This window comes from Psychrobacillus sp. Z16_25, from assembly GCF_056856695.1.
Map to the genome: position 1 here is coordinate 37,166 of NZ_JBXEOV010000006.1, position 24,510 is coordinate 61,675.

Below are 24,510 nucleotides of genomic sequence, written 5' to 3' on the forward strand. Positions count from 1 at the left end.
TATTTTTAGTAGGCACACTATTGGTTCGGAGTAGGATGAGAGCTTGCCTTGGGGAAGTGTGTTACAACGTTTTCCTGACCAACCTCCTGTTGGCCCGCCGAAAGCAGCCATTAATAATCGTTACTAGCAAAGCGTCCAATGTGCGGAAAGTGTTGAGAACCTGAGACCTAAAAATAAGAAAGCAGTTATGATTCTAATCGTAATATAGAATCATAACTGCTTCTCATTTGATTTGTACCTCCCACGTTTTGCTAAGATTTAAAAAGGAGAGATAGCATGGACATAGTGAAAATAGAGGACAATTATCCTATGGAATTATTACTATTAGCAGATCCATCTGAAAGGCTGGTAAAGGCTTATCTTCAAAAAGGACTGTGCTACATATTGGAAGAAGATGATCAAATAATTGGTGTCTATGTACTGCTGCCATTAAACGATCAGGCTGTAGAAATTATCAACATTGCTGTCCATGGAGCACACCAAGGGAAAGGGAAAGGAAAAGTAATGTTGTTAGACGCCATTGAACGAGCTAGAAAACAAGGATACCAAAGGATGGAGATAGGGACTGGTAACTCAAGTATAGGCCAGCTCGCTCTTTATCAAAAATGTGGCTTTCGTATTTCAGAGATTCGTAAGGATTTCTTTGCTCTTCACTACGAGGAAGAAATAATAGAGAATGGTATCCCTTGCTTGGATATGATTCGTTTAACAAGAGAGCTTTAATGGAGTAGGTGAAGTATCTCTCTTAACTCTCCAGCCGGAATTTGACCTGGTGCTGATATTTGTAAGCCCGCCCCGAAGGTAGCAGCTGAACCAAACACTTCTCCTGCAAGGCGACTAATAATTCCATCCTTGCTCATGGACATGGTGATAATTGGTCGGTCTGCGTGCTTCGCAGACATGATATAGGTTGCTTCTAATAACGCTAGTACGTCTAATGGGCTCTGTGGCATTACTGCTATTTTGGGAATACTCGCTCCAAGCTCTTGCATTTTAAGAAGACGCTCTATTATTACTTCTTTAGAAGGAGTTCCTTCAAAATCATGGTTAGACATAACTATTGGGATCCCTTTCTTTTGAGCTGCTTCTACAATCCTACTAACGCAGGAGGAAAATAGCTCGACATCTAGGAGGTCAACATAGTTACTTTTTATTGCTTCATTCAGTAATTCCTCATAATAACTATCCTCGATTATTTTATTTCCCCCTTCGCGGTGAGTCCGAAAGGTAAATAGTAATGGGATAGACGAAAGCTCTTTGGTAATAAAGGAAAGGGCTTTTTTCATTTCCTCGATATCCTCTATTCCTTCTAGCATATCAGCCCGCCATTCCACGATGTCAGGATTGGCTTTTTTTACTTCAGATATTTCCTTTATTAGTTGTTCGATGTTTTCTCCCACAAGAGGAATAATGATTTTAGGTAAGCCTTCCCCTATCTTTATATTTTTAATAGAAATAATTTTCATAAAAAACACTCCCATCGAACTAGTTATATGTTATATTATCATATAAAAATCAAAAGGGGATGTAAGGGTGGAATTTAAACGTTATGAAAGGGCAGAGGAATTTGCACAAGTGGTAACACCATTTTTGTTAGAAAACGAAGATAAGTTCAGTTTGTTTTTCGGGGTATTAGAAAGAATAAAAGAGGGCTTTTATCAAAATCCATACATGGCAACTATTGAAGAGGACGGAGAGCTACTAGCTTTATTTCAAATGACACCTCCTCATCCGTTAAATATCATTTTCACTTTAGAGAACAAGCTAGATGAATGCATCGAGTTGAGTATCAAAGAGTTACTCAAAGAAAATATACATATCGAGTCTATTATTAGTGTGAAGGAATGGGCAACGCGCTTTGCAGAAAAGTGGAAGGAAAAAACAGGAGAAGGAACAACGTTGTTAATGGACCAAGGACTTTACCGTTTAGATATGATTGATAAAACGCTAGAGCATAGTCCAGGCTCATGGAGATACGCTACCCATACGGACGCTCCACTCATAGAAAAATGGTATGCAGAATTCGAGGGAGATACCGGATTAGAGAAAACAGAATCAGTTGAGATAGCAAAGCGTGTAAAGCTCATGCTTGATCAACAGGAGGCATTCCTTTGGGAAGATAAAGGGAAAGTAGTATCCATGATGAAAAAGGCAAGGCCCACGACAAACGGGGTGACCGTATCCCTTGTTTATACACCAAGGGAGGAGCGCAGAAAGGGTTATGCAAGAACACTAGTGGCTGCTGTCAGTAAAGAGCTGCTCAAGAATTTTCGCTTCTGTGTACTTTATACAGATATGTTGAATCCGACGTCGAATAAAATATATCAGGAGATTGGATACTATAAGCTAACTGACTCCATCCACTTACAATTTAATAAATAAGAGGACTTTCTCTATTGACAAAATTTAGTGCAATTATTAATATAATGAAAATAACAAAAATTCGATGAAAAAGAGAGTAGCCTACTACAAAAGGAAAGCGAGTCAGGGATGGTGTAAGCCTGATGCTGGAGTAGAAGGGGAAACGCACTTTGGAGAAGCTTTTTGAACGTGAGTAGAAAAGATCGGGGAAGGCACCTCGTTAACAACAGAAAGAGGTCACAGTTAGTGGCAACTAGAGTGGTACCACGGGAATTTATGCTCTCGTCTCTTCATAGAGACGAGGGCTTTTTTATTTATAAATGGAGGGGTCATTGTATGTTTACAGAAATAGCAGAGGAAATCAAAAAGGCACTTTCTCACCAGTTAGAGTTAGAGGAGATTGAGAAATTGTTAGAAAAGCCGAAGTACGCAGATATGGGTGATATCTCTTTTCCGTGCTTTACACTAGCAAAGAAATTTAGAAAATCCCCACAAATCATTGCGGAGGAGCTAGCTGGTAACATAAGCAATGCAAGTGTTAAAAAGGTAGAGGTAGTAGGGGCATATGTGAATATCTTTTTAAATCAATAGTCTGTAGCTGCTAACGTGTTAGAGAAAATTATAGATATGCAGGAATCGTACGGTCAATATTCGAAGAGAGAAGAAACAATCGTCATTGATCTCTCTTCCCCTAATATTGCAAAGCCTTTTCATATGGGGCATTTACGTTCTACGGTCATAGGAAATGCCCTCGCGAATATAGCGGAAAAGAATGGATATGAGGTTGTCCGTATTAATCATTTGGGTGATTGGGGAACACAGTTTGGAAAGTTAATAGTCGCGTACAAGCGATGGGGAAACAAAGAAAAAATAGAAGCATCCCCGATTCAAGAGCTGTTAAAAATTTATGTTCATTTTCATGAAGCAGCAGAGCAGGATGACACATTACTTGAAGAGGCAAGAGCTGCCTTTAAGCGACTAGAGGAGGGGGATGAGGAGGCACTTTCCCTATGGAAATGGTTTCGAGAGGTTTCCTTGCACGAATTCCAACAAATATACGATTTACTTGGTATCTCCTTTGATTCATTGAATGGCGAGGCATTTTATAACGATAAAATGGGAGTAGTAGTAGATGAGCTTCAGCAGAAGGGTTTACTAGTTGAGTCTGAAGGAGCGATGGTGGTAGAGCTAAAGAACATGCCGCCGTGTCTAGTGACTAAGACAGACGGCTCCACTCTTTACGCAACACGTGACTTGGCAGCAGCACTTTATCGTCAGCAGGAGTATGCTTTCAGCAAGGCGTTCTATGTGGTGGGAAATGAACAAAGTCTACATTTTAAACAGCTTTTCTCCGTTCTAGAGAAGATGGGATATGATTGGGCAAAGGAAATGAAGCACGTTCCCTTTGGATTAATTTTAAAGGATGGTAAAAAGCTATCTACACGTAAAGGGAAGATTATTTTTCTCAAGGATGTGTTAGAAGAAGCTATCCAAGCAGCCAAGCAAAATATAGAAGCGAAGAACCCTAGCCTTTTAAATAAGCATGAAGTGGCAAAAGCAGTAGGTGTGGGAGCAGTTATATTCCATGACTTAAAAAATGACCGAATGAATGACGTGGAGTTTTCTCTGGAGCAGATGCTGAGCTTTGAAGGGGAAACAGGACCTTATTTACAATATACACATGCTCGTATTTGTTCGTTGCTTAAAAAGGGGAGCTTTGATATTTCTCAGCCATCTGTAAATGGCTTAGAGGAGGAGGCATGGGAAACAGTAAAGGCACTTCAGGAGTTTCAAACGGTCGTAGGGAAGGCTTTTGACCATGCAGATCCCTCGCAAATTGCAAAGTATGCGTTAGGGCTAGCTCGTCATTTTAATAAATTTTACGCAAACACGAAGGTGTTAGTGGAGGATGGATTTAAAAATGCAAAGTTGACGCTATGCCATGCTGTTGCTGTAGTACTGAAGGAATGCTTACGGTTATTAGGAATGGAGGCACCAGTGGAAATGTAAGGTCTTTAAGAAGAAAGAACAGCATGGAAGAATCCTTGCTGTTCTAATATCTAGTATGTGATTATTTTAATTTAACATCAACTGTATCCATTTCAAATTCTTTGTATGTTTCCCCTGTTGATTTATTGCTCAATACAACGAAAAGTTTCATTGTTAACTCACTAGCAGAGGGATGTAGCTTTTCTAGCACAGAGCTCCAGTTAGTCTCCCAGGTAGAGGAACCATATCCAACTCCATCGGTAGTCGCATACTTATTCCCTAAGTCGTCTGTCACTTCCATAGAGACTATTACATGAAGTGGTATTGCTTTCAGCTCTTGAGAAACCGTATGCGAATAGTTAACTAAAAAAGAATTAGGAGCAATAGTAATTTTATCAACTGAAACGGTAACACCTTCCTTTGTGACCTGCTGTCCTACAGGGAGGACTTCAATAGCTTCTGTTTTATCCAATGAAAAAGCAAAGTTCCAATTACCTCTAGTGCTTTCTTCCGTTGTTAGGTTAGGGATGATAGATTTTATGTTCCACTCTACATTTATTGATTCGGCAGGCAAATCGATTGGTGTAGTTGCAATCCCGATGTATTTGTTCCCTTCTGTTCGAACAATTTTATGACTTCCGTTATTTTCGTTATTTTCAATACTAGGAACCGAAGCGATAAATAGTGATTCCCCCATATATTTATTAGTTTCAATTGTGTAGGTAACGGAAAGAGCATCTCCATCATACACGGCGTCGTCAACAGTTACTTTAATTCCATTACTTTCGATTGTTTGCTGGATACTATTTAGACTTTCTTCATATTCTAAATAAAAATTGTTGTTCGTAAAATCTTGGAAATACCGATAAATGCCACCAATCCAAGGTAGCTCTGTTGCATTGGCTGTAAAGGAAAGACCTACTAAAGCAGAAGTAGCTAATCCAGCAGCCATTGCTGATGCTAAAAGAGGCTTTTTCCACATTTTTGACTTAGATGGACTGATATTCGACAGAATAGATTGTTTTAGTTTAACTTTCTCAAATTCTGATACTTCCATTTCTTCAAACTCGTCCATATCCACTTCTATTTTATTGAAATGCTTATAGAGATTTTTCATATCAAATTCCCTCCCATTTTATAAAGCTGTAACTTTCCATTCAATTTTTTTCGAGCTCGGTAAATCCTGTTATCAATAGATGCCTTTGTTTTGCCAAGCTTTTTGGCGATGGCTTCTGTATCCTCGTCTAGAAAGAATCGAAGGATAAAGATTTGTTGATCAATCGGGTCGAGCTTATTAATTAAGCGTAAGAGCTCAGAGTGAGACTCTCTTCTTACATAGTCCTCCTCAGGAGTTGAAGAGGTTGCTAGCTCCATATAATCAGATGAGATTTCCAGATTGTTTGTGACCTTCCTGTAGTAATCTATTGCTTTAAATTTTGCTACAACACAGAGCCACTTGGGAAAGTCTGGAGCATCACCTTGAAAATCTTTAGCATGACTCCAGATGGATAGAAAAACGTCGTTGATACATTCCTCAATCATGCTTTCTTTGTTGAGTGGAGAAAGTATTTTATAAACAATCCCTTTCACAAGGGGTAAGTATTGATCAATAACATATTCAAGAGCATCCTCTTTACCTGATTGAAGACGTCGAACAAAATTACTAGAAGTTGTTTTCATGAGTTTTCTCCTTCGGTCTTTTGTAAAAGCTTTTACACTTTATATAACGAAGTAAGTTTGCGATTTTCTCAATTTTTTAATTTTATGTAATCTTTCTTCATATTTTAAAGGAAATAAATAAAAAAGGTAGAAATAATTGTAAAGGAAAAAGAGAGAGGGGTTTGCATTATCCGTAAACACATTGAGGAAGTTCTGATTTTCTTTTTAGTCTTCTTTACTATTTGGACTGTGAAAGAGCTATGGTTGGCCTCGTATTTAGATATATTAGCACCGCAAAATAAGGCATTTTTATCTGGACTAATTAAAACCGTTATTTGGGTTATACCTGTTTTTGTATTGGTTCGTCGAATAGAAAAGCAACCGGTACTTTCCTTTCTGGGGCTTCGAGATGACGTTAGGAGAGGCTTTAAATGGGCTTTTATCATTATTGGCATTATGGGTGCATATTTTTATTTGGTCCACATTGTAATGATGAATAAAGATATTCATGTGAGCTTAAGCCTTCATACATTGTTAAATACCGTGATTTTAGCAGGGCTGTTAGAAGAAATTGTTTTTAGAGGATATATTTTAAACAAATGGATCAATGGGCTATCCTCCCATACAACTGATAAGTCTGATAGCTTTTGGTCTGCTAATATGTATACATCTATCTTTTTCGTGCTCATTCACTTTCCTATTTGGCTGCGTACAGGACAAATGGTGTTTCCGAGTGTGATAGGAAGTATGGCAAATATATTCTTGCTTAGTCTTTTATTTGGCTATTTGTATAAGAAAACAAACTCACTTTGGACAGTCATTATTATCCATGCGGCCTATAACTTATTTGTAGTGATGTTTAGCTAAATAAAAAAATTCCGTCTGTTGAGGACGGAACCATTCTCTACTATTAGATAGATACGCCAGTTTTTCTAGCTACAGTAATTCTACCGTTATCAGTAGTAAGGTGAACTTTATTTTGTCCTTCTCCAAAAACTGTTCTAGAGTTATTTTCGCCAAAAACATCTATTTTGCCCAAGTCAGTTTTCGTGTGGATGGAAACGTTTTGTGGTGCTCTTTCTGTTTCCACTTGGATACTCCCATTATCCGTTTCTAAATCAATCATGCAATCTAGGGAAGAGGTAAGAAGAATGATTCTGCCGTTGTCAGTTTTCCCTTTAATTTTTCCATTTACATATTCCATTATTATACGACCATTATCGGTTTCCGCCTCTACGTCTGCAGCATCAATATTACGGAGCTCAATACGACCATTGTCCGTTAGAGCAGTCAGCCTTTCCGTTTCGACCTTGTCTATTTCGATTCGACCATTATCTGTTTCTGCTTTTAGTGTAGTTGTAGCAAGCTCTTTTAAATTTACGGCACCATTTTCGGAAATTACTTGAACGTCTTTTCCTAGAAGCTTTTCTGCTCGTATTCTACCGTTATCGCTTTTCAGAACAATAGATTGATAAAGCTTTTTAGGAAGAGCAACATTTACCTTTAGCTCTTTGATCATAAAGATAAAGGAGAAGAAGCCAAGCTTTTTCATCTTTAATCGAACATGTAATGTATCGTGAATTACTTCCGCAGTCAGCACCATCTTATCATTTTCTCCGACAAGCTCTATATATGTTTCATCGTTAGAGGAAGGGTACACATTTAAAGCTCCATGATCGATATCCATACTCACATGGGAAAAATTTGCGTGTGGAATATGAATAAGCTGATTATTTGATTGGGCTCTACTAGGCACTGGTACATAGTTCTCTAATAAGTCTTTAGCGATATCCTGTGGAGAGCCTAGAGATGCTGCAATTTCACTATCGGTTTTCCCATCCTCACGACCGCTTATGAAATATTCTCTAATATCAGCTAAAATATCATCTCTTTCTTCAGAAGACATTTGATTTAACTCGTTTTCTAATTCACGTATAAATTGCTGTTCAGTCATTCTTTACACCCTCTTCAATTAGATTGTTCACACCATCCGTGAAGCTCTTCCATTCCCTTAATTGCTCGTGTAAATAAGTACGTCCTAAATCTGTTAACTTATAATATTTTCTCGGTGGCCCCTCAGAAGACTCTTGCAAGTAGGTGGTAAAATACCCTTCCTTTGTTAGTCTTCTAAGAAGTGGATAGACAGAACCCTCGGAGATAGCTATCTGATCTGATATCTTCTGAACGAGCTCATATCCATATCGGTCTTGTTTATCTAATAAAACAAGCACACAAAGATTGAGAACCCCTTTTTTAAATTGTATATTCATATTGCTTTCACTCCCTTCGCTACTATTCAATAAATAGTACCGTAAAAATAATATATCACAAGGTATTATACATTGCAAGGTACTATAAGAAACTTTATATTGTTATTTGCCGTTTGATATATAATAAATCTAAAAAAGGCGGGAAATGGATGTTTAGTTGGAAGGGCGCTGCAGGTATATGTGTAAATGACAAAAAAGAAGTTCTAATGGTGCTTCAAGGAGCACCTGGAGAAGAGAGAAAGTGGACAGTGCCATCAGGTACATTAGAGGAAGGCGAAACATTTGAGGGTTGCTGTGAGAGGGAGTTTTTTGAAGAGACTGGCTACAAAGTAAAAGCTAGACAACGTTGCCATGTCAAAAATAGTTACCTAAATGACTATGGAATATCCGTTTACGTAGAGTACTTTCTTGTAGATATTATAGAAGGGAACGTTTCTTTGCAGGATCCTGATGAGCTTATCCATGAAATAAGCTGGAAGACACTAGAGGAAATAAAAGAATTACCTCTTGCTTATATCGATGATGTAGAAATTATGGAACAAATAATGGAGAGGACATCCATCAAGTAACTACGATGGATGCCTCTTTTACAATATCCGTCTAGCTTGTATACACGAGGATAGCATCTCGTAAAAATTCTGCGGCTCCGTTACCGGCTCTTGAATCATAATAGTTAGTGAAGCGTTCATCGGTTACATACATATGTGCTACTCCTACATGTGCTTCTTTTGAGTAGCTGTTCCAATAGAAGCTGATCCATTCCTTGTGAAGAGCAGCAGCTTTTTGTCCTGCCTCACAAGCCGGATCTCCTGCTTCTATGGCTGTTTTTAGCTGTTTAATAATAGCCTCTTCTAGTTTTGTTATCTCTTCGTATTGTTCCTTGCTCATATTTTTTAACTTAGCATTGGAAGCATTTACTTCTTGGTCACTATACTTTTCTCTTATTTCTTCCCCGTACTGCTTTTCATTTTCTTCAATAAGCTTCTCTTTGAACCCTTCAAATTTTTCTTTATCACTCATTGGAATTCCCCTTTCTACCTTTAATATAGTTCTCTCTACATTGTGTATAAGCTTGTCAATTTGCGCTCTCTTCTCCAGGAGTCTCTGATGATGCTCTTTCAGTGCAACGGTACTGTCAAAGTCCTTAGAATCTAGTATATTTTTTATAGAATCCAGACTGACACCTAGCTCTCGGTAAAAAAGTATCTGTTGGAGTCTGTTTACTTCTTCATTTCCATATATTCGATAACCTGAGTTATTCTTATTGGCTGGCTTTAATAACCCGATTTCATCGTAATAACGTAATGTTCTCGTGCTCACTCCTGCTAATTCCCCTAGCTTCTGAATGGTATATTCCATGTCTCCACCTCCACATAAGCTTACTTTAAACGTTTCCGTTGCGTTAAGGTCAAGTGTTTTATTTAAATGTCAAAAAATTCTTGGAAAAAATTTTAAATAAGCTTACTCTTATTAGAGAGACAGGTAAAGGAGAGGGAGAAATGACTACATTTGGTTTTGTCAGACATGGAGTAACAGAATGGAATAAAATTGGTCGAGCACAGGGGAAAACGGATGTTCCTTTAGATGAAGAAGGAATAGAAATGGCAAGGCTTGTTAGCGATAGACTTAAAAAAGAGCACTGGGATGTTATCTATACAAGCCCTCTAATCCGCGCAAAGCGTACAGCTGAAATTATTGCAGAAAATCAAAAGGAATTACCATTTATCATCGATGGAAGACTTGGAGAAATAGGTGGAGGTCTCGTTGAAGGAACTACGGAGGAAGAAAGAGTCGAGAGATGGGGCTCGAATTGGAGAACTTTAGACATGGGCTTCGAGTCGGCAGAAGACATCATTGGACGTGGGCTTGGCTTTATAGAGGAAGTAAAAAAAGAATATCCTGATAAGCGTGTTCTGGTAGTAAGTCATGGAGGGCTGATTAGTCGATTGCTAGGGGCTTTGATGCCTGAAGAAGATTTCGATAATGATATTGGAAATACTTCTATTACGATTGTGGAAATAGAAGAGCAGCAGAGTAAATGCACCTTGTTCAATTGTATGAAACATTTGCAACTTGAGAAAGTGGAATAAGCAAATTAGTCTCTTAGACCAAATAAGAATCTAATAAATATAATAGAATAGATTAGGACAGTTCTTCGGGTGCAGATTAGTTGAATAAGAATGGTTAGTAATTTCGTTTGTATAACTGACAGGAAGTTAAGGAATGCTATTGCTAAAATGTTTATGCATCGAATAACATAAATAAAAAGGAGTTGAGGAATATGAAAAAAGTAATATTAGTTCCACTCACTTTGTTGCTAATCGTATTTAATAACAAGGAATTAGAACATGATGTAAGTGAAGAACAACGAAAATTCATAATAATTGACTCTGTTAATGAACCACTTCCTCCAGAAGCTAAAAATGTTGAATATATGCCAAATGATATTGCTGGACCTCAATTAATTCCCAATGCTAAATTCAGTGACCCAATTATTATTACAAAAATGCCTTATTCAGATAAGAAAAGAAATGCAAGAAGTAAATAGCTTTAATATCCTTCTGAACAACAAGATTTTTTCATTGCTAATCAATTTCCAACAACTTTTTAGAGCTTTATTACATCTCAAATGTAATAAGGCTCTTGTTCATTGTAGGAAATTCAACAACTTTCATATCTCTTTATAGTAATTGCTTTCAATTAATCATGCCTCCCAACTGGTAGAAGTTTTCTTTGTTAGTTAAATATTTCTGAATATTGTCTATTTATAGTCATAGTGGCTATACTTGTAGAAATAGAATAAGTAATCAGAGTTGTTCGGGGGCCTTAAAAATGATTAAAAAAGTTGGATTGTTATTATTTATACTTCTAGCTTTAGGGGTCGCAGAGGTTTTTTTTACAATGCAGACAGAAGAACCTGAAAGGAATACAGTAATAGAAGATGAAAATCAAGAAGCTGAAATTCAATCATTAGTTTCTTTGCTCTTTGAAACTGCTGAAAAAGGACAAGTCGTAAATATCCCTTTTACAGTGAGAGAAACAGATATTCAACAGCTTTACGAGCAATGGGGAGAATCGGATAATAAAAGCAATCATTCATCGGATATTTATGAGACGTATGAGAAGAGAAATGCTACCATTGGTCATCGTTTAGGAACCATTTTTGATATTAGATCAGACGCTTCTTTTATACAGGACATTCGCTTGAATGATATAAAAAGCATAGGTGGGGAGCCTGATTACGTTAGAAGTTATAAAGATGAAAAAGTAGATCAAACTATTTTAGTTTACGATGTGGCGCAAAACTTTCAGCTTAAATGGATTCTACCTGTACCTACCCCTACGGAACCAAATCCGTTTGTTCATCATATTTCTGTCTACACGGATTTCAAAGAGGTCGGTGGAGAGGTTGATCCCTTGTCAGAAATGACGTTAGAAGAAAAGGTAGGACAAATGATTATCTCGGGGATAGAAGGAGATAGTTATTCAACGGAGATAGAGCAGCTTATTTCACAGGAAAAAGTAGGAGGTATCATCTTCTTTAAGGAAAACTTACTTAATCCCCAACGCTCGGTGGCGCTTGTAAATGCGATTAAGGAACAAAGTAATTTAGAAAGATATCCTTTGTTTTTGAGTGTAGACCAAGAAGGAGGTAGAGTGACTAGACTTCCTGGTTTATTAAAGCAACCTACTAACTTGGAGATTGGCTTAAAGAATGATGAGGTACTCGCTTTTGGGATTGGTGCACTGCTTGCCAAGCAAGTAAAGGCTTTTGGTATGAATGTAGATTATGCTCCAGTTTTAGATGTGAATAATAATCCTGATAATCCTGTAATAGGTGATAGGGCTTTTGGTGACGATGTTCAAATAGTTAGCAGCCTTGGTGTCGAAACTATGCAAGGAATACAAAGTGAAAATATTATCTCCGTCATTAAACATTTTCCCGGTCATGGAGATACGGATGTAGATTCCCATATGGAATTACCAGTGATATATAAAACGATAGAAGATTTAGAACAAGTAGAGCTAATTCCTTTTGAAGATGCAATAACAAATGGAGCCGATGTTGTGATGGTTGCCCATATTTTGATGCCTAATATAGACAATCATTATCCAAGCTCCCTGTCAGAGGAAATAATTACTGGTATTCTGAGAAATAGGCTTGGCTTTGAAGGAGTAATTGTGACAGATGATATGACGATGGATGCCATTGAGGATAATTATGAAATGGGCGAGGCGGCGGTTCAGGCAATAATAGCTGGAAACGATATTTTATTGATTGCTCATGAATACAATAATATCCAAAGAGCGATAGAAGCAGTGATCCAAGCGGTAAAGGATGGAAAAATAACGGTAGAGCGCATTAATGAAAGTGTGGAACGGATTATAAGCTTAAAAGAGAAGTACAAGCTAAATAATGAGCTAATAGAAAACGTGGAAACAGCTACCCTAAACCAGTCTATCCAGCTTTTAAAAAACAAGTTAAATTAAACATAGTGCAAAAGTAATCACTATGTTTAATTTACTTCTTCTTTTAAATAAAGAAATAGTGAGCCGTTTGACTGGACTTGTGCATAATATACTTCTGTAGGTGACTGAACATGTTGTTTCCGTAGCTTCTTCATTAACCACTCCTCATCTAGGTAAAGGTCTTCTAGGTTTTTGTGTATTATATCTCCATTAAAAATAACTTCAGTTGGGATAAATTTCGGAGGAGTTGCATTTGCTTTTACATCTTGCTTTGTAGCACTCTGCTGTTCGGTTTTTTTGATTACACTCAATTGACCATTAGTTTCTAGTATAGCAAAATAGACATCCGCTAAAGCGAAGATAGACTGCTCTCGTAGTAACATTTGTAAATCATCCATGTTTAATCGAGCTTTTTTCAAGGCTTTTTCTGAAAGAATTCCATCTTTAATTAAAATAGTTGGTTTATCGTCAATCCATACTCTTATTTTTGGGGATTTTAAGGAAATATAACTCATAATGAGGGTGAGGAATGTCCACCACACAAGAGAAATTAATCCATCGACGAACGGCGTTTCCTTTTGGGAAGCTAGTTCAGCTGCTATAGAACCAACAGTTATACCAGTGATATAATGGAAGAAGGTCAATTGACTGACCTGCTTTTTCCCCATAATCCTTGCTAAAATAAGAAGAATGATAAAGGAAAGAGTAGTCCGGAGAATCATCTCCCAAAAATTCATTTCTCCATTAAAAATCTCCATTGGAATGACCCCTTTTTGTTCGCTCTCAGGTCTATTATTCCCAAATTCACTAGGTCTATGTAAGATTTTTTATGATAATAGTTTGAAGTGGGCTATAATGGTGCGTTTGTACTTGTTCCACTAGGGCAAAGAGGAGTTGCATTGTTTTTGATTGTTGCTGCCATAGGGATTATCTTGCTTTCTAGGATATCAACTTGGTATAAAAAACAACTGATTTTAAATGCTGCTAATACGAAGAAAAAATCATTAAATCCTCTTTTCTAAGACTTACGAAAAAGCAGTTGGGAATGGCACTAGGGTAATTAATGGCTGTCATTTTTGTGCGATCTTTCTATGTGACCAACGTCATTGGGGTTTTTAGTACGATGATTGTTATGTCTTACTTACCTGTTCTAAGTGTTGTTGCATTTTGGCTTCCGAAGGATCGTTGCACAAAGCTCTGTCTGAAAATGTATCAATCTAATTATTTTATATCGAAGTGGCTCGTATAAGTCGAGAAACTAGGTTTAAAAACCAAGAAAGCACTTACGATTCTTGTCGAGATTTAGAATCATAAGTGCTTCATTTGTTTTGCTACTGATGTAAAGACAGAGTGATTATTGTCCGTTTAGCTTACATTCCACAGGTATTTGGGATGGGTCTGTAACTAAATTATCCTGTATATGAACCTGGTGCATTTTATTATTGTACATGAATTTGAATATCCCATTATCGAAATCCGTGCCGATTTCTTTAAAGAAAATCCCTTCTTGGCATATGTTTTTGGAACAAGTAAAGGAAACTTTAAAAGTATCCCCTTCTGAGACAAGATAAGCTCTTACTCCTTTTTCAAACATCCCATCTTCTTCGTCTTTTACTACACGCTCTACTGATACCACGTGGAAGTCAACGAAAGGAATTTCTTTTAGTAGTACATTCATAAAGGAACCTTTTGTGATTTCTTCCCATCTACTTTGAGCAGTTTGTCCGATGATTATCTGTGTGATATTTAACTGATGTGCAACTTCTTTTATTACCTTTGGAGAAGGGCGTTTTTCATTGTCTTTTATGATAAAATCCTCAATTTCTAACTCTTCCGCCAAAGACTTCCATTGCTCAATGTATCTAGATTTTTCAGCATCGAATGCATCGTATGGTAGAGGGTCCACTGTAAGAATATATAAAGGGCAATCCAACATGCTTGCCATCTTATGCCCTCTTCTAATTAATCTTTCTCCATTGGGACCATAGTATACACATACCAGTATACTTTCATCCATCCTACCCTTTGCGTGTTTCACGATCCTTTACACCTCATTTATCTTATTTTCTTCTATAGTAATGGTTCATTTATTGCATGCGTATGCTACACAAGTGCGGTGTATAGTAATTTAGTGTATACTTAATGTAGTATATTCATTCGTTTAACACGGTTAGACGTAAGTATAACCTATAAAGTTACGTTTATAGTGGCGAACATAAACACCCCATGTCTATATAACCCCATATGGAATCCTATTATGCAACTACTCAATGGGATAGTCAAGTCCCCAATATAAAATCACATAAAAACGTTTACAGATAGGAGGTAGCCCCTTGTTTGCAATCTTATTTCCATTCATAATAGCAGCTTTTGTCCCTTTGCTCTATAGATGGCTGAAAAACTTACATATTGGCTGGGTGGTGCTTTTAGTACCTTTTAGTCTATTCATCTATTTTTCAAGCTTTATTCCCTCGGTTGCTAAGGGTAAAACATTTACTAACACCTACAATTGGATTTCCACTTATAACATCGATTTCACCACTTATTTAGATGGGCTAAGTCTTATTCTGGGTCTCTTGATTACTGGAGTAGGTACTTTAGTCATTTTATATTCAATATTTTATCTTTCTAAAAAAGAGGCGCTCCATCAATTTTATTGCTACTTACTTATCTTTATGGGAGCCATGCTAGGAGTAGTGTTATCAGATAACCTAGTAGTCCTTTATGTTTTTTGGGAACTTACCAGTGTTTCATCTTTTCTGCTTATTGCATTCTGGAGTCATCGTAATGCTTCTAGACAAGGTGCAAAGAAAGCGATGCTTATTACGGTAAGTGGTGGAATCGCTATGTTAATCGGTTTTATCATGCTCCATTCCATGACTGGCTCCCTTAGTATCCGACAAATTCTTTCAGATGGGTTAGAGCTAACGGAGGAAACCCTATTTATACCGGCAATGATTTTAATTCTGCTCGGCGCATTTACGAAATCTGCTCAATTCCCATTTCATATATGGCTTCCAGACGCCATGGAAGCCCCTACTCCTGTAAGTGCCTATCTACACTCTGCAACGATGGTCAAGGCGGGAATTTATCTTGTGGCTCGTATGACCCCAATCTTTGGAGTAGATCAAGTATGGTTCTGGACGGTTAGTAGTGTGGGAATGGTAACTTTATTCTGGGGATCCTTCAATGCAGTAAAACAGACAGACTTGAAAGCATTGTTAGCATTTTCAACTATTAGTCAACTCGGCTTGATTATGAGTTTGCTAGGTTTAGGGTCTGTTGCTTTGCAGTATGGCTATTCGGAAGAGACAGTCATCTTTACTCAAGCAACCTTTGCTGCGTTATTCCACCTTATTAATCATTCTACCTTCAAAGGAGCCTTGTTCATGGTAGTGGGTATATTAGACCACGAGCTAGGTACAAGGGATATTAGAAGGTTAGGTGGCTTAATGACATTTATGCCGGCTACATTTACAGTTGCCACTATCGGCAGTCTTTCTATGGCTGGGTTACCACCTTTCAACGGATTCTTGAGTAAGGAAATGTTCTTTACTGCAACTCTAAAAATTATGGAGGCCGATGTGTTTTCACTCCAGAGCTTAGGGGTAATTTTCCCTGTTGTTGCTTGGGTAGGCAGTGTCTTTACCTTTGTGTATTGTATGATTTTTATATATAAAACCTTTCTTGGAAGACCTCAGCCAGAAAAGCTTGATAAGCCTATACATGAAGCACCGATTGGTATGCTTGTTTCTCCTATCATTCTAGGAGCTCTGGTTGTAGGAATATTCTTTTTCCCGAACTTGCTAGGACAATATATTTTAAAGCCAGCGATGGCAAGTGTCTATCCAAGCTTTGGAGACCCGGGAAAGCTAAATCCAAATATAAAGGCGTGGCATGGCTTTCTTCCCGAGCTTTGGATGACTGTTGGAGTGGTCGTTATAGGGTTTCTCCTCTTTAGAACGATTAAGGCATGGAGACCTATTTATGGACTTTTCTCCCCGAAATATTCTTTTAATTCATACTATACTCGTTTTCTAGAATGGTCAGAGGAGATAGCCGGAAAAGTTACTAGACTTTATATGACGGGTTTTCTGAGAGATTATCTAGCTTATTTATATGCCTTTTTTATAGTTGCTGTTGGAGGATTTTTGTTTGTTTTAGGTGCGTTTTCCTTTAATCCTTCCACCAATGCTACGTTTAGACTTTTTGAAGTAATCCTCGTGTTAGTAATGGCGGTAGCAAGCATAGCGATGTTATTTGCAAAATCAAGGATAACGGCAACCTTATTAAATGGGGTGTTGGGCTATTCCGTAGCTATTTTCTTTGTAGTGTTTCGAGCACCAGATTTAGCTCTTACTCAGCTTGTTATAGAGTCAGTAACAACAGCATTGTTTTTACTTGCGTTTTCTCATCTCCCTGAATGGACGCCCGAGAAAGTGTCAAATAGAACGAAGTGGACTAATGCCATCATTTCTATCTTAACAGGGACAGTTGTAACCTTAGTTGGTCTAGCAGTCTTGAACTATCAGCATTTCCCAACTATCTCAGGGTACTTTGAGGATTCTTATAATCTGACTGGTGGAAAGAATATTGTGAATGCTATTCTGGGTGATTTCCGCGCCTTTGATACGATGTTAGAAGTGGTTGTACTATTTATAGCTGGTCTAGGAGTTTACTCGATGATTAAGCTAAGGACAAAAAAGGAGGATACGGACATTGAAAATTAACGATGTAATCCTTCGTACGGCAACAAAGATTGTTGTATTTATAGTTTTTACGTTTGGGGTGTATTTATTTTTCTCGGGTCACAATAGTCCGGGAGGAGGATTTATAGGCGGTCTGGTACTTGCGTCAGCATTCGTTCTTCTCTATTTATCGAATGGTATAGAAAGGGTTCAGAAGAGTTTGCCTTTGGATTACAAGCTTGTTGCTGCCATCGGAGTCCTGCTGGCCACAGGAACCGGATTTGGGTCTTTATTCTTTGGGGAGCCTTTTATCTCCCAGACCTTTGCTTATTTTGATCTTCCGTTGCTAGGAAAGAGGGAATTGACGACAGTTACTATATTTGAAGCTGGGGTTGCTTTAGCTGTCATTGGAGTTGTCGTTACGATTATCTTAAGTATAAGTGAGGATGAGTAGACCGTGGAAACTTTAATTATCATATTAATAGGGATACTAGTCTCTGTGGCTACCTATTTAGTCCTTTCGCGTAATATAATCCGTGTTATTTTAGGGACTGCAGTGCTATCTCATGCAGTACATTTGCTTATATTGACTATGGGATATTTGAAGGAAGGAAACGTACCTTTACTGGTTGATTCGGAAGGTCCCTATACGGATGCATTGCCACAAGCATTAATATTGACTGCAATCGTTATTAGCTTTGCAGTTACTGCATTTATATTAGTGCTTGCTTACAGATCTTATAAAGAAAATAAGACAGACGATCTTCATGCATTGCGAGGAACGAATGATGAATAATATTATTGTTTTACCTTTAATTATTCCTATCCTAGTAGGAGTTGTCCTTGTATTTCTTAGGTCCTATTTGCGCATACAGCGAATATTGAGCTTCTTAACGATGATAGGTATAGCTGGCTTAAGTGTCTATACGTTATTGCAGATACAAGCCGAGGGGATTATTAGGTTGGATTTCGGAGGTTGGAAGCCTCCATTTGGCATTCTTTTTGTTGCAGATTCCTTTGCAATGCTTTTAGTGTTGACAGCTAGTATCGTAACAGCAGTTTGTCTTCTTTATGCATTTTACTCTATTGGAACAGCTCACGAAAAAATGTATTTTTACCCGATGGTATTATTTTTAGTCGCTGGGGTAAATGGTTCCTTTTTGACAGGTGATATGTTCAACTTGTTTGTTTGTTTTGAGGTAATGCTACTAGCATCCTATGTTTTACTAACTTTAGGTGGAACAAAACGACAGCTGAGGGAATCTATTACGTATGTTGTAATCAATATTGTGGCATCCTGGTTTTTCTTGGTAGGACTTGCTTATTTATATGGTTCACTTGGTACGTTAAATATGGCGCATCTGTCAGAGCGAGTTGCTGAAGTGGGGCAAGATCCGCTACTAACTGTAGTTAGTATCCTGTTTCTGCTTGTGTTTGCTATCAAGGCAGGCTTACTACTATTCTTTTGGCTGCCTGGTTCGTATAGCGTAGCTCCTACTGCTGTTGCCGCATTATTTGGTGCGCTGTTAACAAAGGTTGGGATTTATGCTCTATTCCGTACATTTACTCTGATTTTCTACCATAATCCTGCGATAACGCATAATCTAATAGGAATCATGGCTGGAATTACGCTCATATTGGGCTGTATGGGTGCTATTGCATACAAGGATATTCGGTTAATTGTTTGCTACAATGTTGTAATTACAATTGGTTTTATGCTTGTGGGATTATCTGTTGGCTCTGATATAGCAATTGAAGGGTCCATTTATTATATAATCCATGACATGCTTGCTAAGGCTATGCTCTTTTTATTGGCAGGGACAATTATCACCTTAACTGGAAAGACGAAAATTGATGAGATGAGTGGGTTAATTAAAAACTATCCGCTGCTTGGCTGGATGTTCTTTATTGTCACTTGCTCATTAGCCGGTATTCCGCCATTGAGTGGCTTTATAGGGAAATTGCTTGTTGGTATGGGAGCGCTTGATTCTGGCTCCTATGTGCTAATGGCATTGGCGTTTCTATCCAGTATAGTAGTTCTCTATTCCTTATTAAAAATTTTCCTACAAGCTATTTTTGGAGAAACTATTATTAGCTTAGAAGATGAAACTCCTTTACGTGTAGGTCTGAGCATTCCGATTTTCCTTCTGGGAATGGGGACAATTGCTCTTGGATTAGGAACTGAAGTTATAGCTGATTTTGTGAAAGATGCAGCACTTACTCTATCTAATCCCTCTATCTATATAGAAGCAATTCTAGGTGATAATAAATAATGGGAGAGGTGAGGACAATGCCAGCACAATTTTTGCTGAATCTATTTATAGCATTTTTATGGACCTTGTTAAATGATGAAGACGAATTAAGAATTTCTACCTTTTTCGCTGGATTTCTAGTTGGAATAGGCATTGTCTTTATGATGCACCGGTTTTTTGGAACCCAGTTTTATCTACGAAGATTATTTTCTATCATAAAGCTTATTTTTATATTTATCAGAGAGCTTGCAACTTCTAGTATTCTCATTAGTAAACAAATATTAAGCCCCAAGCTAGGGATTAAGCCTGGAATTTTTACATATAGAACAGAGCTAAGAGGAGACTGGGAGATAACGACCCTTGCTTTATTACTAACGTTAACTCCGGGATCAGTAGTAATGGAAGTTAATCCGGAAGGGGATACTTTTTTCATACATGCCATGGATATTGAGGTCTCCAAGGCTGAAATATTAAGGTCGTTATCAAAGTTCGAAAAAGCAATTATGGAGGTGACTAGGTAATGGTTCAAATAATCTTATTGATTTCCCTTGCGTTATTCACCATCTCCATTGCTATTGCTCTCCTTCGGATGATTAAAGGACCGACAGCTCCTGATAGAGCGGTAGCATTGGATATGGTCGGAGTTAATTTAATTTCCATTATAGCCGTCGTTTCTATTGTGTTAAAAACAAAAGCGTTTCTAGAGGCTATTCTGATCTTGGGAATACTTGCCTTTATTAGTACCATTGCAGTTGCGAGGTATATAGAAAGGGGAGTTATCATTGAACGTAAGTCAGATACTTGAATTGATAGCTGCGTTAATTGTACTGTTAGGTGGGATTATGAGCGTAATAAGCGCCATAGGTATTATAAGGCTTCCCGATGTTTATACACGCTCTCATGCAGGAGCTAAGAGCGCTACGGTTGCAGTATTACTCTCTCTGATAGGCGCCTTCATTTATTTTTGGGTACATGAGGCTTATATTAGTATTCGACTAATATTGGGTATACTTTTTGTTTTTCTAACAGCGCCTGTGGCAGGTCATTTACTGACAAGAGCTGCATACAGGTCAAATGTTCCGCTTGCCGATAACACCTCCAATGATTCTTTGCGAGAGCTTCTTCAAAAAGATAATGAGAAAAATGATAGCTAAGATACCAAAGAGATGGTACTGAGCTATCATTTTTTTTTGGAAAGATAAAGGAATTGATAAATAAAATATAATATTCAATAAATTTAACTAATATATTGCATTCTGCATAGATACATAGTATTATCAAACTTATCACTTATAGGATTAACTGAAAATTCGACAAAAGCTAATTCTAAAACAACTAGAGAAAATGAAAAGGTCATCTTTTCTTTATACAGGAGGAAGTTATGAATCAGAAGCTGCCGTTTTCAAATTATTTAGTCATTGGTGTTATGTTGTTTGCTCTATTCTTTGGAGCAGGTAACTTAATATTCCCAGCCAGCTTAGGTCAGAATGCTGGAAGTAATTTATGGATTGCTATGCTAGGTTTCTTACTTACAGGTATTGGTCTACCGTTTCTTGGAACGCTAGCGATGGGTTTTTCAGGAAGCAGAAATTTACAAGATCTTTCTAGTAGAGTGCACCCAGTTTTCGCTATCATTTTCACGTCACTTTTATACTTAACGATTGGTCCTTTCTTTGCACTCCCACGAACTGGAGCTGTTTCTTATGATATTGGGATACTTCCTTATCTTAATGAAGACTATGCACAAATAGGATTACTTATTTTCACTATTTTGTTTTTTGGTATTACTCTTTGGTTTTCTTTATCTCCATCAAAGATTGTAGACAATGTGGGGAAATACTTATCACCTGGTATCTTAATTGGACTATTAATCCTTTTAGTATTTGTTTTTGTAAAACCGATGGGCGAATTTGCAGAACCACAAGGCAATTATGTGAATAATGCTTTTATGACTGGTTTTACAGAAGGTTATAATACGATGGACGCGCTTGCCTCATTAGTATTTGGGATTATTGTTATTGATGCTATTCGGAAAATGGGAATTACTTCGCTGACGGGTATATTAGGAGCTACAGCTAAATCTGGCGGAATAGCAATTCTATTCTTAGGGGTCATTTACACAGGTATTGGATATCTAGGAGCAACGAGCGTAGATTTGTTTGGTTACTTTGATAATGGCGGTCCAGTACTAAGTAACACGTCTGTACACTACTTTGGTACTTTCGGTAGTGTATTATTATCAATCGTCATTATTTTGGCCTGCTTAACGACAAGTATTGGATTAACTACAGCTTGTGCTGAATATTTTAATACATTGATGCCAAGAATTAGCTATAAAAAGTTTGTTATTATCTTTAGTGTGTTTACATGCATCATAGCGAATTTTGGGTTATCAGATATTATTACCTATTCCGTTCCAGTATTGATGCTACTGTATCCGTTGGCTATTGTACTGATACTATTGACATTCTTATCACCATTGTTCAATCATAGCCGAATGGTGTACGGAACAGTAATGTTCTTCACCTTTTTAATTGGATTAATAGACGGGATTAAAGCACTTTATAATTCTTTAGAAGTTGCTCTTCCAGGATGGCTCGAATCTATTCTTGCATTTTTATCTAATACTCTACCCTTCTATGAAGTTGGTCTAGGTTGGCTGGTTCCATTTATCATTTTAACGATCGTAACAGGACTTATTGCGAGAATAAAGGAATAGAGTAGAGGGATTCGAAATCTCTTAAATTAGAAAAAAATAAAGTCGACAGTGAGAGGTGTTAATCACTGTCGACTTCTATTATTTAGAGTAGTTTAGTAATATCAAAATGCTTCTATTGTATACGTCCAATTAGCTCGCATTACTTCCGCTAATTTTTTCGTATCACCTTTTTTAAACAGATTAATAAGTTCGGTATGCTGTTCAATTGATTGCTCTCGTAACTTAATTTTTTCGTAATAATATAAACGCCGTACATGGGCCTGAAGCATTTCTACCATAGAGGTTATGTATGGATTGTTTGCTCTATCCACAATCTCTTGATGGAATTCCTCATCTATTTTAAGTGCTGTATTAAACTCATTCGATTCAAGAGCCCTCGCAAACTCTTTGTTTTTTTCTTCTAAAAATCGAATAGCTTCCTCATCCATGTTAGGGGTAGCTAGTTCTGCTGCTAAAGCCTGTAGGGCGGCCAGAGGTGGTAATAAATTATAAATATCCTGTGGTTCGACAGGGGTAACCTGAGTTGCACGACCTGGCTGCATGGTAACAAACCCTTGGGATTCTAAAAGCTGTAGGGATTCTCGTATAGGAGTACGACTTACACCTAATGCTTGAGCAAGCTCAATGTCATTTAGTTTTTCATGTGGTTGAAGTGTGCCGTCTATGATCCACTGCTGTATCTGATTGAATGCATGCAGCTTTGCTGTCTTGCGAATAGGCTTTGTATGATCAACTGGTATAGGCAAAAAGAATCCCTCCTCAATATTCTTAATAATATAATTATAGTATACACTAAATTATACAATATATCGCTAAAAATATTGAATATTTTTCCTTATTCGACTAAAGCTCGTAGAGTAATGCTTTTAACATCAATCACCGATTCTTCTGCCATCAAATCCTGTAGAATTACTTCCTTAAAATAAGCTACACTATTTGTTAATGGGATGTGTAGTAATTTGCTTAATGCTAATTCATACATTTTAACGAATTCTGGGTCTGTGTTCCCACGTTGCAATTCTGCGAATGCTTCATAGATTTGGTCAAGCTTATCCGCAAGCTCTAATAAACGCCCCTCAATTGTCTCGTCCTTCCCCTCTTTCATACGATCAAAGAAAACTGCCTGAAATTCTGGTGGAATTTCCGATAATATAAATTTCTCCATCATTTTTTCTTCTACATGCGCAAGCATTTGTTTAAGCTCTGGAGAGGCATGCTTTACAGGAGTTTTAATATCACCGATAAAAATTTCTGCAAAGTCGTGGTTAATTGTTTTTTCGAACAAGGATTTCCAATTGATAGTTGCTCCATGCTGTTCTTCTATTGTCGCGAAAAACATAGCATATTGTGCTACCTTCCAAGAGTGAGCCGCCACATTATGCTCTTCATATTTAAAACGTCCAGGTGCTCGAATTATTCTTTCTAAATCATTCAAGCTTCTAAAAAATTGATGAATACCCATGAAAATCACTCCTTTTTCTTATGTTATCTTATTATCCAACATTCATGTATGAAAAACACAGATGAAAATAATATACCCTTCCTTCTTTGTTTTATTTTAAAGAATAATGGGTATTCCTATTAATAATTCAAGGAGGAATTATGATGACTAAATACGATGCTATAAAAAAGACATTGAAGAATCGTTTAGATGAAATAGAGAAAAGTAAAGAGGCTGAAGCTATCTTTGAAACAACTGAACTATCCAATTATGATAATCATCCAGCAGATAATGCGAGTGACTTAACTGACCAGCATACTCGCCTAGCACTTATTAGACATTTCGATAATGAAAAGGAAGAGGTACAGCATGCTCTTGAGGCGATAGAAAATGGTACATATGGTACCTGCAGAGTATGCAATAAAACCATCCCTATTGAACGTCTAGAGGCAAAACCAACTGCTCTTACCTGTGTTGAGCATGCTGAGCAGGAGGTTAACGATGCTAGACCAGTGGAGGAGGAAATTTTAAACTCTTCGACGGATCATCCTATTGACAGAGAAAATGATGAAAGAAGAGATTTTGATAACAGTTTTGAGGATGTAGAAGCTTTTGGTTCCTCAGATACTCCTCAAGACAAAGGATAAAAGAGAAAGATGCC

26 protein-coding genes, 1 pseudogene and 1 other annotated feature are annotated in these 24,510 nt (G+C 37.4%); of the genes and pseudogenes, 17 read left to right on the forward strand and 10 right to left on the reverse strand.

The genetic code is table 11. From position 1 onward, the window contains the following. The first annotated feature begins 276 nt into the window (after positions 1-276). Positions 277-723: an N-acetyltransferase family protein gene (locus tag AC1VU3_RS08285; protein ID WP_480389312.1), complete on the forward strand. Its 447-nt coding sequence runs from the start codon at positions 277-279 to the stop codon at positions 721-723. Here the strand turns inward: AC1VU3_RS08285 and aroD are convergent. Next, entirely contained in the window at positions 720-1,466 is a 747-nt protein-coding gene (gene aroD / locus AC1VU3_RS08290; RefSeq protein ID WP_480389313.1) for a type I 3-dehydroquinate dehydratase, read from the reverse strand. The genes AC1VU3_RS08285 and aroD overlap by 4 nt on opposite strands. 67 nt (positions 1,467-1,533) lie before the next feature. Here aroD and AC1VU3_RS08295 point away from each other — a divergent pair, with 67 nt between their 5' ends. Next, positions 1,534-2,382 carry a GNAT family N-acetyltransferase gene (locus AC1VU3_RS08295; RefSeq protein ID WP_480389314.1) on the forward strand — a complete coding sequence of 283 codons (849 nt, stop codon included), beginning with the start codon at positions 1,534-1,536 and terminating at the stop codon, positions 2,380-2,382. Between the two features lie 55 nt (positions 2,383-2,437). Beyond that, positions 2,438-2,654: a binding site (T-box leader), on the forward strand. Positions 2,655-2,697: 43 nt separating this feature from the next. Then, positions 2,698-4,371: pseudogene (argS, locus tag AC1VU3_RS08300) on the forward strand (arginine--tRNA ligase). A 61-nt stretch (positions 4,372-4,432) separates the two neighbouring features. Here argS and AC1VU3_RS08305 read toward each other — a convergent pair. Both AC1VU3_RS08305 and AC1VU3_RS08310 read right to left on the reverse strand, forming a co-directional pair. Next, positions 4,433-5,467 carry a DUF4179 domain-containing protein gene (locus AC1VU3_RS08305; protein WP_480389316.1) on the reverse strand — a complete coding sequence of 345 codons (1,035 nt, stop codon included), beginning with the start codon at positions 5,465-5,467 and terminating at the stop codon, positions 4,433-4,435. Then, the gene (locus AC1VU3_RS08310) at positions 5,464-6,030 is read right to left on the reverse strand and encodes a sigma-70 family RNA polymerase sigma factor (RefSeq protein ID WP_480389317.1); all 567 of its coding nucleotides are present in this window, start codon (positions 6,028-6,030) and stop codon (positions 5,464-5,466) included. The genes AC1VU3_RS08305 and AC1VU3_RS08310 overlap by 4 nt, the downstream gene beginning before the upstream one ends. A gap of 243 nt (positions 6,031-6,273) precedes the next feature. Here AC1VU3_RS08310 and AC1VU3_RS08315 point away from each other — a divergent pair, with 243 nt between their 5' ends. Continuing rightward, on the forward strand, positions 6,274-6,876 hold the full coding sequence (locus AC1VU3_RS08315; RefSeq protein WP_480389318.1) for a CPBP family intramembrane glutamic endopeptidase: 603 nt from the start codon (positions 6,274-6,276) through the stop codon (positions 6,874-6,876). Between the two features lie 43 nt (positions 6,877-6,919). Here AC1VU3_RS08315 and AC1VU3_RS08320 read toward each other — a convergent pair whose 3' ends face one another. Then, entirely contained in the window at positions 6,920-7,963 is a 1,044-nt protein-coding gene (locus AC1VU3_RS08320) for a DUF4097 family beta strand repeat-containing protein (RefSeq protein WP_480389319.1), read from the reverse strand. Beyond that, positions 7,956-8,279, reverse strand: coding sequence for a PadR family transcriptional regulator (locus AC1VU3_RS08325; RefSeq protein WP_480389320.1), 324 nt, complete (start codon positions 8,277-8,279; stop codon positions 7,956-7,958). Before AC1VU3_RS08325 ends, AC1VU3_RS08320 begins: the two co-directional genes overlap by 8 nt. A gap of 149 nt (positions 8,280-8,428) precedes the next feature. On the opposite strand from AC1VU3_RS08325, the gene AC1VU3_RS08330 reads away from it, so the two are divergent. Further along, positions 8,429-8,848 carry an NUDIX hydrolase gene (locus AC1VU3_RS08330; protein WP_482983261.1) on the forward strand — a complete coding sequence of 140 codons (420 nt, stop codon included), beginning with the start codon at positions 8,429-8,431 and terminating at the stop codon, positions 8,846-8,848. 31 nt (positions 8,849-8,879) lie between these two features. On the opposite strand, the gene AC1VU3_RS08335 is transcribed toward AC1VU3_RS08330, so the two are convergent. Further along, the gene (locus AC1VU3_RS08335; RefSeq protein ID WP_482983262.1) at positions 8,880-9,638 is read right to left on the reverse strand and encodes a MerR family transcriptional regulator; all 759 of its coding nucleotides are present in this window, start codon (positions 9,636-9,638) and stop codon (positions 8,880-8,882) included. A 140-nt stretch (positions 9,639-9,778) separates the two neighbouring features. On the opposite strand from AC1VU3_RS08335, the gene AC1VU3_RS08340 reads away from it, so the two are divergent. The 3 genes from AC1VU3_RS08340 (at position 9,779) to nagZ (ending at position 12,770) form a co-directional block, all read left to right on the forward strand. After that, positions 9,779-10,369 (forward strand): histidine phosphatase family protein, encoded by a 591-nt coding sequence (locus AC1VU3_RS08340; protein ID WP_482983263.1) that lies wholly within the window; start codon positions 9,779-9,781, stop codon positions 10,367-10,369. A 191-nt stretch (positions 10,370-10,560) separates the two neighbouring features. Then, complete coding sequence (locus AC1VU3_RS08345) at positions 10,561-10,827, forward strand: hypothetical protein (protein ID WP_482983264.1); 267 nt, start codon at positions 10,561-10,563, stop codon at positions 10,825-10,827. Positions 10,828-11,111: 284 nt separating this feature from the next. After that, positions 11,112-12,770: a beta-N-acetylhexosaminidase gene (gene nagZ / locus AC1VU3_RS08350; protein WP_480389324.1), complete on the forward strand. Its 1,659-nt coding sequence runs from the start codon at positions 11,112-11,114 to the stop codon at positions 12,768-12,770. A gap of 26 nt (positions 12,771-12,796) precedes the next feature. Here nagZ and AC1VU3_RS08355 read toward each other — a convergent pair whose 3' ends face one another. Further along, on the reverse strand, positions 12,797-13,507 hold the full coding sequence (locus tag AC1VU3_RS08355) for a DUF421 domain-containing protein (RefSeq protein WP_480389325.1): 711 nt from the start codon (positions 13,505-13,507) through the stop codon (positions 12,797-12,799). Between the two features lie 596 nt (positions 13,508-14,103). Then, the gene (locus AC1VU3_RS08360) at positions 14,104-14,787 is read right to left on the reverse strand and encodes a histidine kinase (protein WP_480389327.1); all 684 of its coding nucleotides are present in this window, start codon (positions 14,785-14,787) and stop codon (positions 14,104-14,106) included. A 295-nt stretch (positions 14,788-15,082) separates the two neighbouring features. On the opposite strand from AC1VU3_RS08360, the gene AC1VU3_RS08365 reads away from it, so the two are divergent. From AC1VU3_RS08365 to brnQ, 8 genes are all read left to right on the forward strand, one after another. After that, entirely contained in the window at positions 15,083-17,479 is a 2,397-nt protein-coding gene (locus AC1VU3_RS08365; protein WP_482983265.1) for a Na+/H+ antiporter subunit A, read from the forward strand. Continuing rightward, positions 17,469-17,891 (forward strand): Na(+)/H(+) antiporter subunit B, encoded by a 423-nt coding sequence (locus AC1VU3_RS08370; protein ID WP_480389329.1) that lies wholly within the window; start codon positions 17,469-17,471, stop codon positions 17,889-17,891. Before AC1VU3_RS08365 ends, AC1VU3_RS08370 begins: the two co-directional genes overlap by 11 nt. Before the next feature lie 3 nt (positions 17,892-17,894). Beyond that, positions 17,895-18,233 carry a Na(+)/H(+) antiporter subunit C gene (locus AC1VU3_RS08375; protein WP_480389330.1) on the forward strand — a complete coding sequence of 113 codons (339 nt, stop codon included), beginning with the start codon at positions 17,895-17,897 and terminating at the stop codon, positions 18,231-18,233. Beyond that, the gene (locus tag AC1VU3_RS08380; protein WP_480389331.1) at positions 18,226-19,710 is read left to right on the forward strand and encodes a Na+/H+ antiporter subunit D; all 1,485 of its coding nucleotides are present in this window, start codon (positions 18,226-18,228) and stop codon (positions 19,708-19,710) included. Before AC1VU3_RS08375 ends, AC1VU3_RS08380 begins: the two co-directional genes overlap by 8 nt. Positions 19,711-19,727: 17 nt before the next feature. Further along, the gene (locus AC1VU3_RS08385) at positions 19,728-20,210 is read left to right on the forward strand and encodes a Na+/H+ antiporter subunit E (RefSeq protein WP_480389332.1); all 483 of its coding nucleotides are present in this window, start codon (positions 19,728-19,730) and stop codon (positions 20,208-20,210) included. Further along, the gene (locus tag AC1VU3_RS08390; protein ID WP_480389333.1) at positions 20,210-20,494 is read left to right on the forward strand and encodes a Na(+)/H(+) antiporter subunit F1; all 285 of its coding nucleotides are present in this window, start codon (positions 20,210-20,212) and stop codon (positions 20,492-20,494) included. The genes AC1VU3_RS08385 and AC1VU3_RS08390 overlap by 1 nt, the downstream gene beginning before the upstream one ends. Then, entirely contained in the window at positions 20,472-20,843 is a 372-nt protein-coding gene (locus AC1VU3_RS08395; RefSeq protein ID WP_482983266.1) for a Na+/H+ antiporter subunit G, read from the forward strand. Before AC1VU3_RS08390 ends, AC1VU3_RS08395 begins: the two co-directional genes overlap by 23 nt. A 227-nt stretch (positions 20,844-21,070) precedes the next feature. After that, positions 21,071-22,408 (forward strand): branched-chain amino acid transport system II carrier protein, encoded by a 1,338-nt coding sequence (brnQ, locus tag AC1VU3_RS08400; RefSeq protein WP_482983267.1) that lies wholly within the window; start codon positions 21,071-21,073, stop codon positions 22,406-22,408. A 101-nt stretch (positions 22,409-22,509) separates the two neighbouring features. Here brnQ and AC1VU3_RS08405 read toward each other — a convergent pair whose 3' ends face one another. Together AC1VU3_RS08405 and AC1VU3_RS08410 are read right to left on the reverse strand one after the other, a co-directional pair. Then, positions 22,510-23,154, reverse strand: coding sequence for a GntR family transcriptional regulator (locus AC1VU3_RS08405; RefSeq protein WP_480389336.1), 645 nt, complete (start codon positions 23,152-23,154; stop codon positions 22,510-22,512). 89 nt (positions 23,155-23,243) lie between these two features. Next, positions 23,244-23,870, reverse strand: coding sequence for a YfbR-like 5'-deoxynucleotidase (locus tag AC1VU3_RS08410; RefSeq protein WP_480389337.1), 627 nt, complete (start codon positions 23,868-23,870; stop codon positions 23,244-23,246). A gap of 143 nt (positions 23,871-24,013) precedes the next feature. Between AC1VU3_RS08410 and AC1VU3_RS08415 the strand changes: the two genes are divergently transcribed. Further along, entirely contained in the window at positions 24,014-24,496 is a 483-nt protein-coding gene (locus tag AC1VU3_RS08415; protein ID WP_482983268.1) for a TraR/DksA C4-type zinc finger protein, read from the forward strand. The last annotated feature ends 14 nt before the right edge of the window (positions 24,497-24,510 follow it).

What these genes read in the sequence shown, in the direction of transcription:
- AC1VU3_RS08310 (WP_480389317.1), bottom strand. Translation starts at nt 6,030, where the DNA reads ATGAAAACAACTTCTAGTAATTTTGTTCGACGTCTTCAATCAGGTAAA.
- aroD (WP_480389313.1), bottom strand. Translation starts at nt 1,466, where the DNA reads ATGAAAATTATTTCTATTAAAAATATAAAGATAGGGGAAGGCTTACCT.
- AC1VU3_RS08355 (WP_480389325.1), bottom strand. Translation starts at nt 13,507, where the DNA reads ATGGAGATTTTTAATGGAGAAATGAATTTTTGGGAGATGATTCTCCGG.
- AC1VU3_RS08380 (WP_480389331.1), top strand. Translation starts at nt 18,226, where the DNA reads ATGAATAATATTATTGTTTTACCTTTAATTATTCCTATCCTAGTAGGA.
- AC1VU3_RS08325 (WP_480389320.1), bottom strand. Translation starts at nt 8,279, where the DNA reads ATGAATATACAATTTAAAAAAGGGGTTCTCAATCTTTGTGTGCTTGTT.
- AC1VU3_RS08415 (WP_482983268.1), top strand. Translation starts at nt 24,014, where the DNA reads ATGACTAAATACGATGCTATAAAAAAGACATTGAAGAATCGTTTAGAT.
- AC1VU3_RS08345 (WP_482983264.1), top strand. Translation starts at nt 10,561, where the DNA reads ATGAAAAAAGTAATATTAGTTCCACTCACTTTGTTGCTAATCGTATTT.
- AC1VU3_RS08390 (WP_480389333.1), top strand. Translation starts at nt 20,210, where the DNA reads ATGGTTCAAATAATCTTATTGATTTCCCTTGCGTTATTCACCATCTCC.
- AC1VU3_RS08305 (WP_480389316.1), bottom strand. Translation starts at nt 5,467, where the DNA reads ATGAAAAATCTCTATAAGCATTTCAATAAAATAGAAGTGGATATGGAC.
- AC1VU3_RS08340 (WP_482983263.1), top strand. Translation starts at nt 9,779, where the DNA reads ATGACTACATTTGGTTTTGTCAGACATGGAGTAACAGAATGGAATAAA.
- AC1VU3_RS08330 (WP_482983261.1), top strand. Translation starts at nt 8,429, where the DNA reads ATGTTTAGTTGGAAGGGCGCTGCAGGTATATGTGTAAATGACAAAAAA.
- nagZ (WP_480389324.1), top strand. Translation starts at nt 11,112, where the DNA reads ATGATTAAAAAAGTTGGATTGTTATTATTTATACTTCTAGCTTTAGGG.
- brnQ (WP_482983267.1), top strand. Translation starts at nt 21,071, where the DNA reads ATGAATCAGAAGCTGCCGTTTTCAAATTATTTAGTCATTGGTGTTATG.
- AC1VU3_RS08320 (WP_480389319.1), bottom strand. Translation starts at nt 7,963, where the DNA reads ATGACTGAACAGCAATTTATACGTGAATTAGAAAACGAGTTAAATCAA.
- AC1VU3_RS08385 (WP_480389332.1), top strand. Translation starts at nt 19,728, where the DNA reads ATGCCAGCACAATTTTTGCTGAATCTATTTATAGCATTTTTATGGACC.
- AC1VU3_RS08410 (WP_480389337.1), bottom strand. Translation starts at nt 23,870, where the DNA reads ATGGGTATTCATCAATTTTTTAGAAGCTTGAATGATTTAGAAAGAATA.
- AC1VU3_RS08285 (WP_480389312.1), top strand. Translation starts at nt 277, where the DNA reads ATGGACATAGTGAAAATAGAGGACAATTATCCTATGGAATTATTACTA.
- AC1VU3_RS08335 (WP_482983262.1), bottom strand. Translation starts at nt 9,638, where the DNA reads ATGGAATATACCATTCAGAAGCTAGGGGAATTAGCAGGAGTGAGCACG.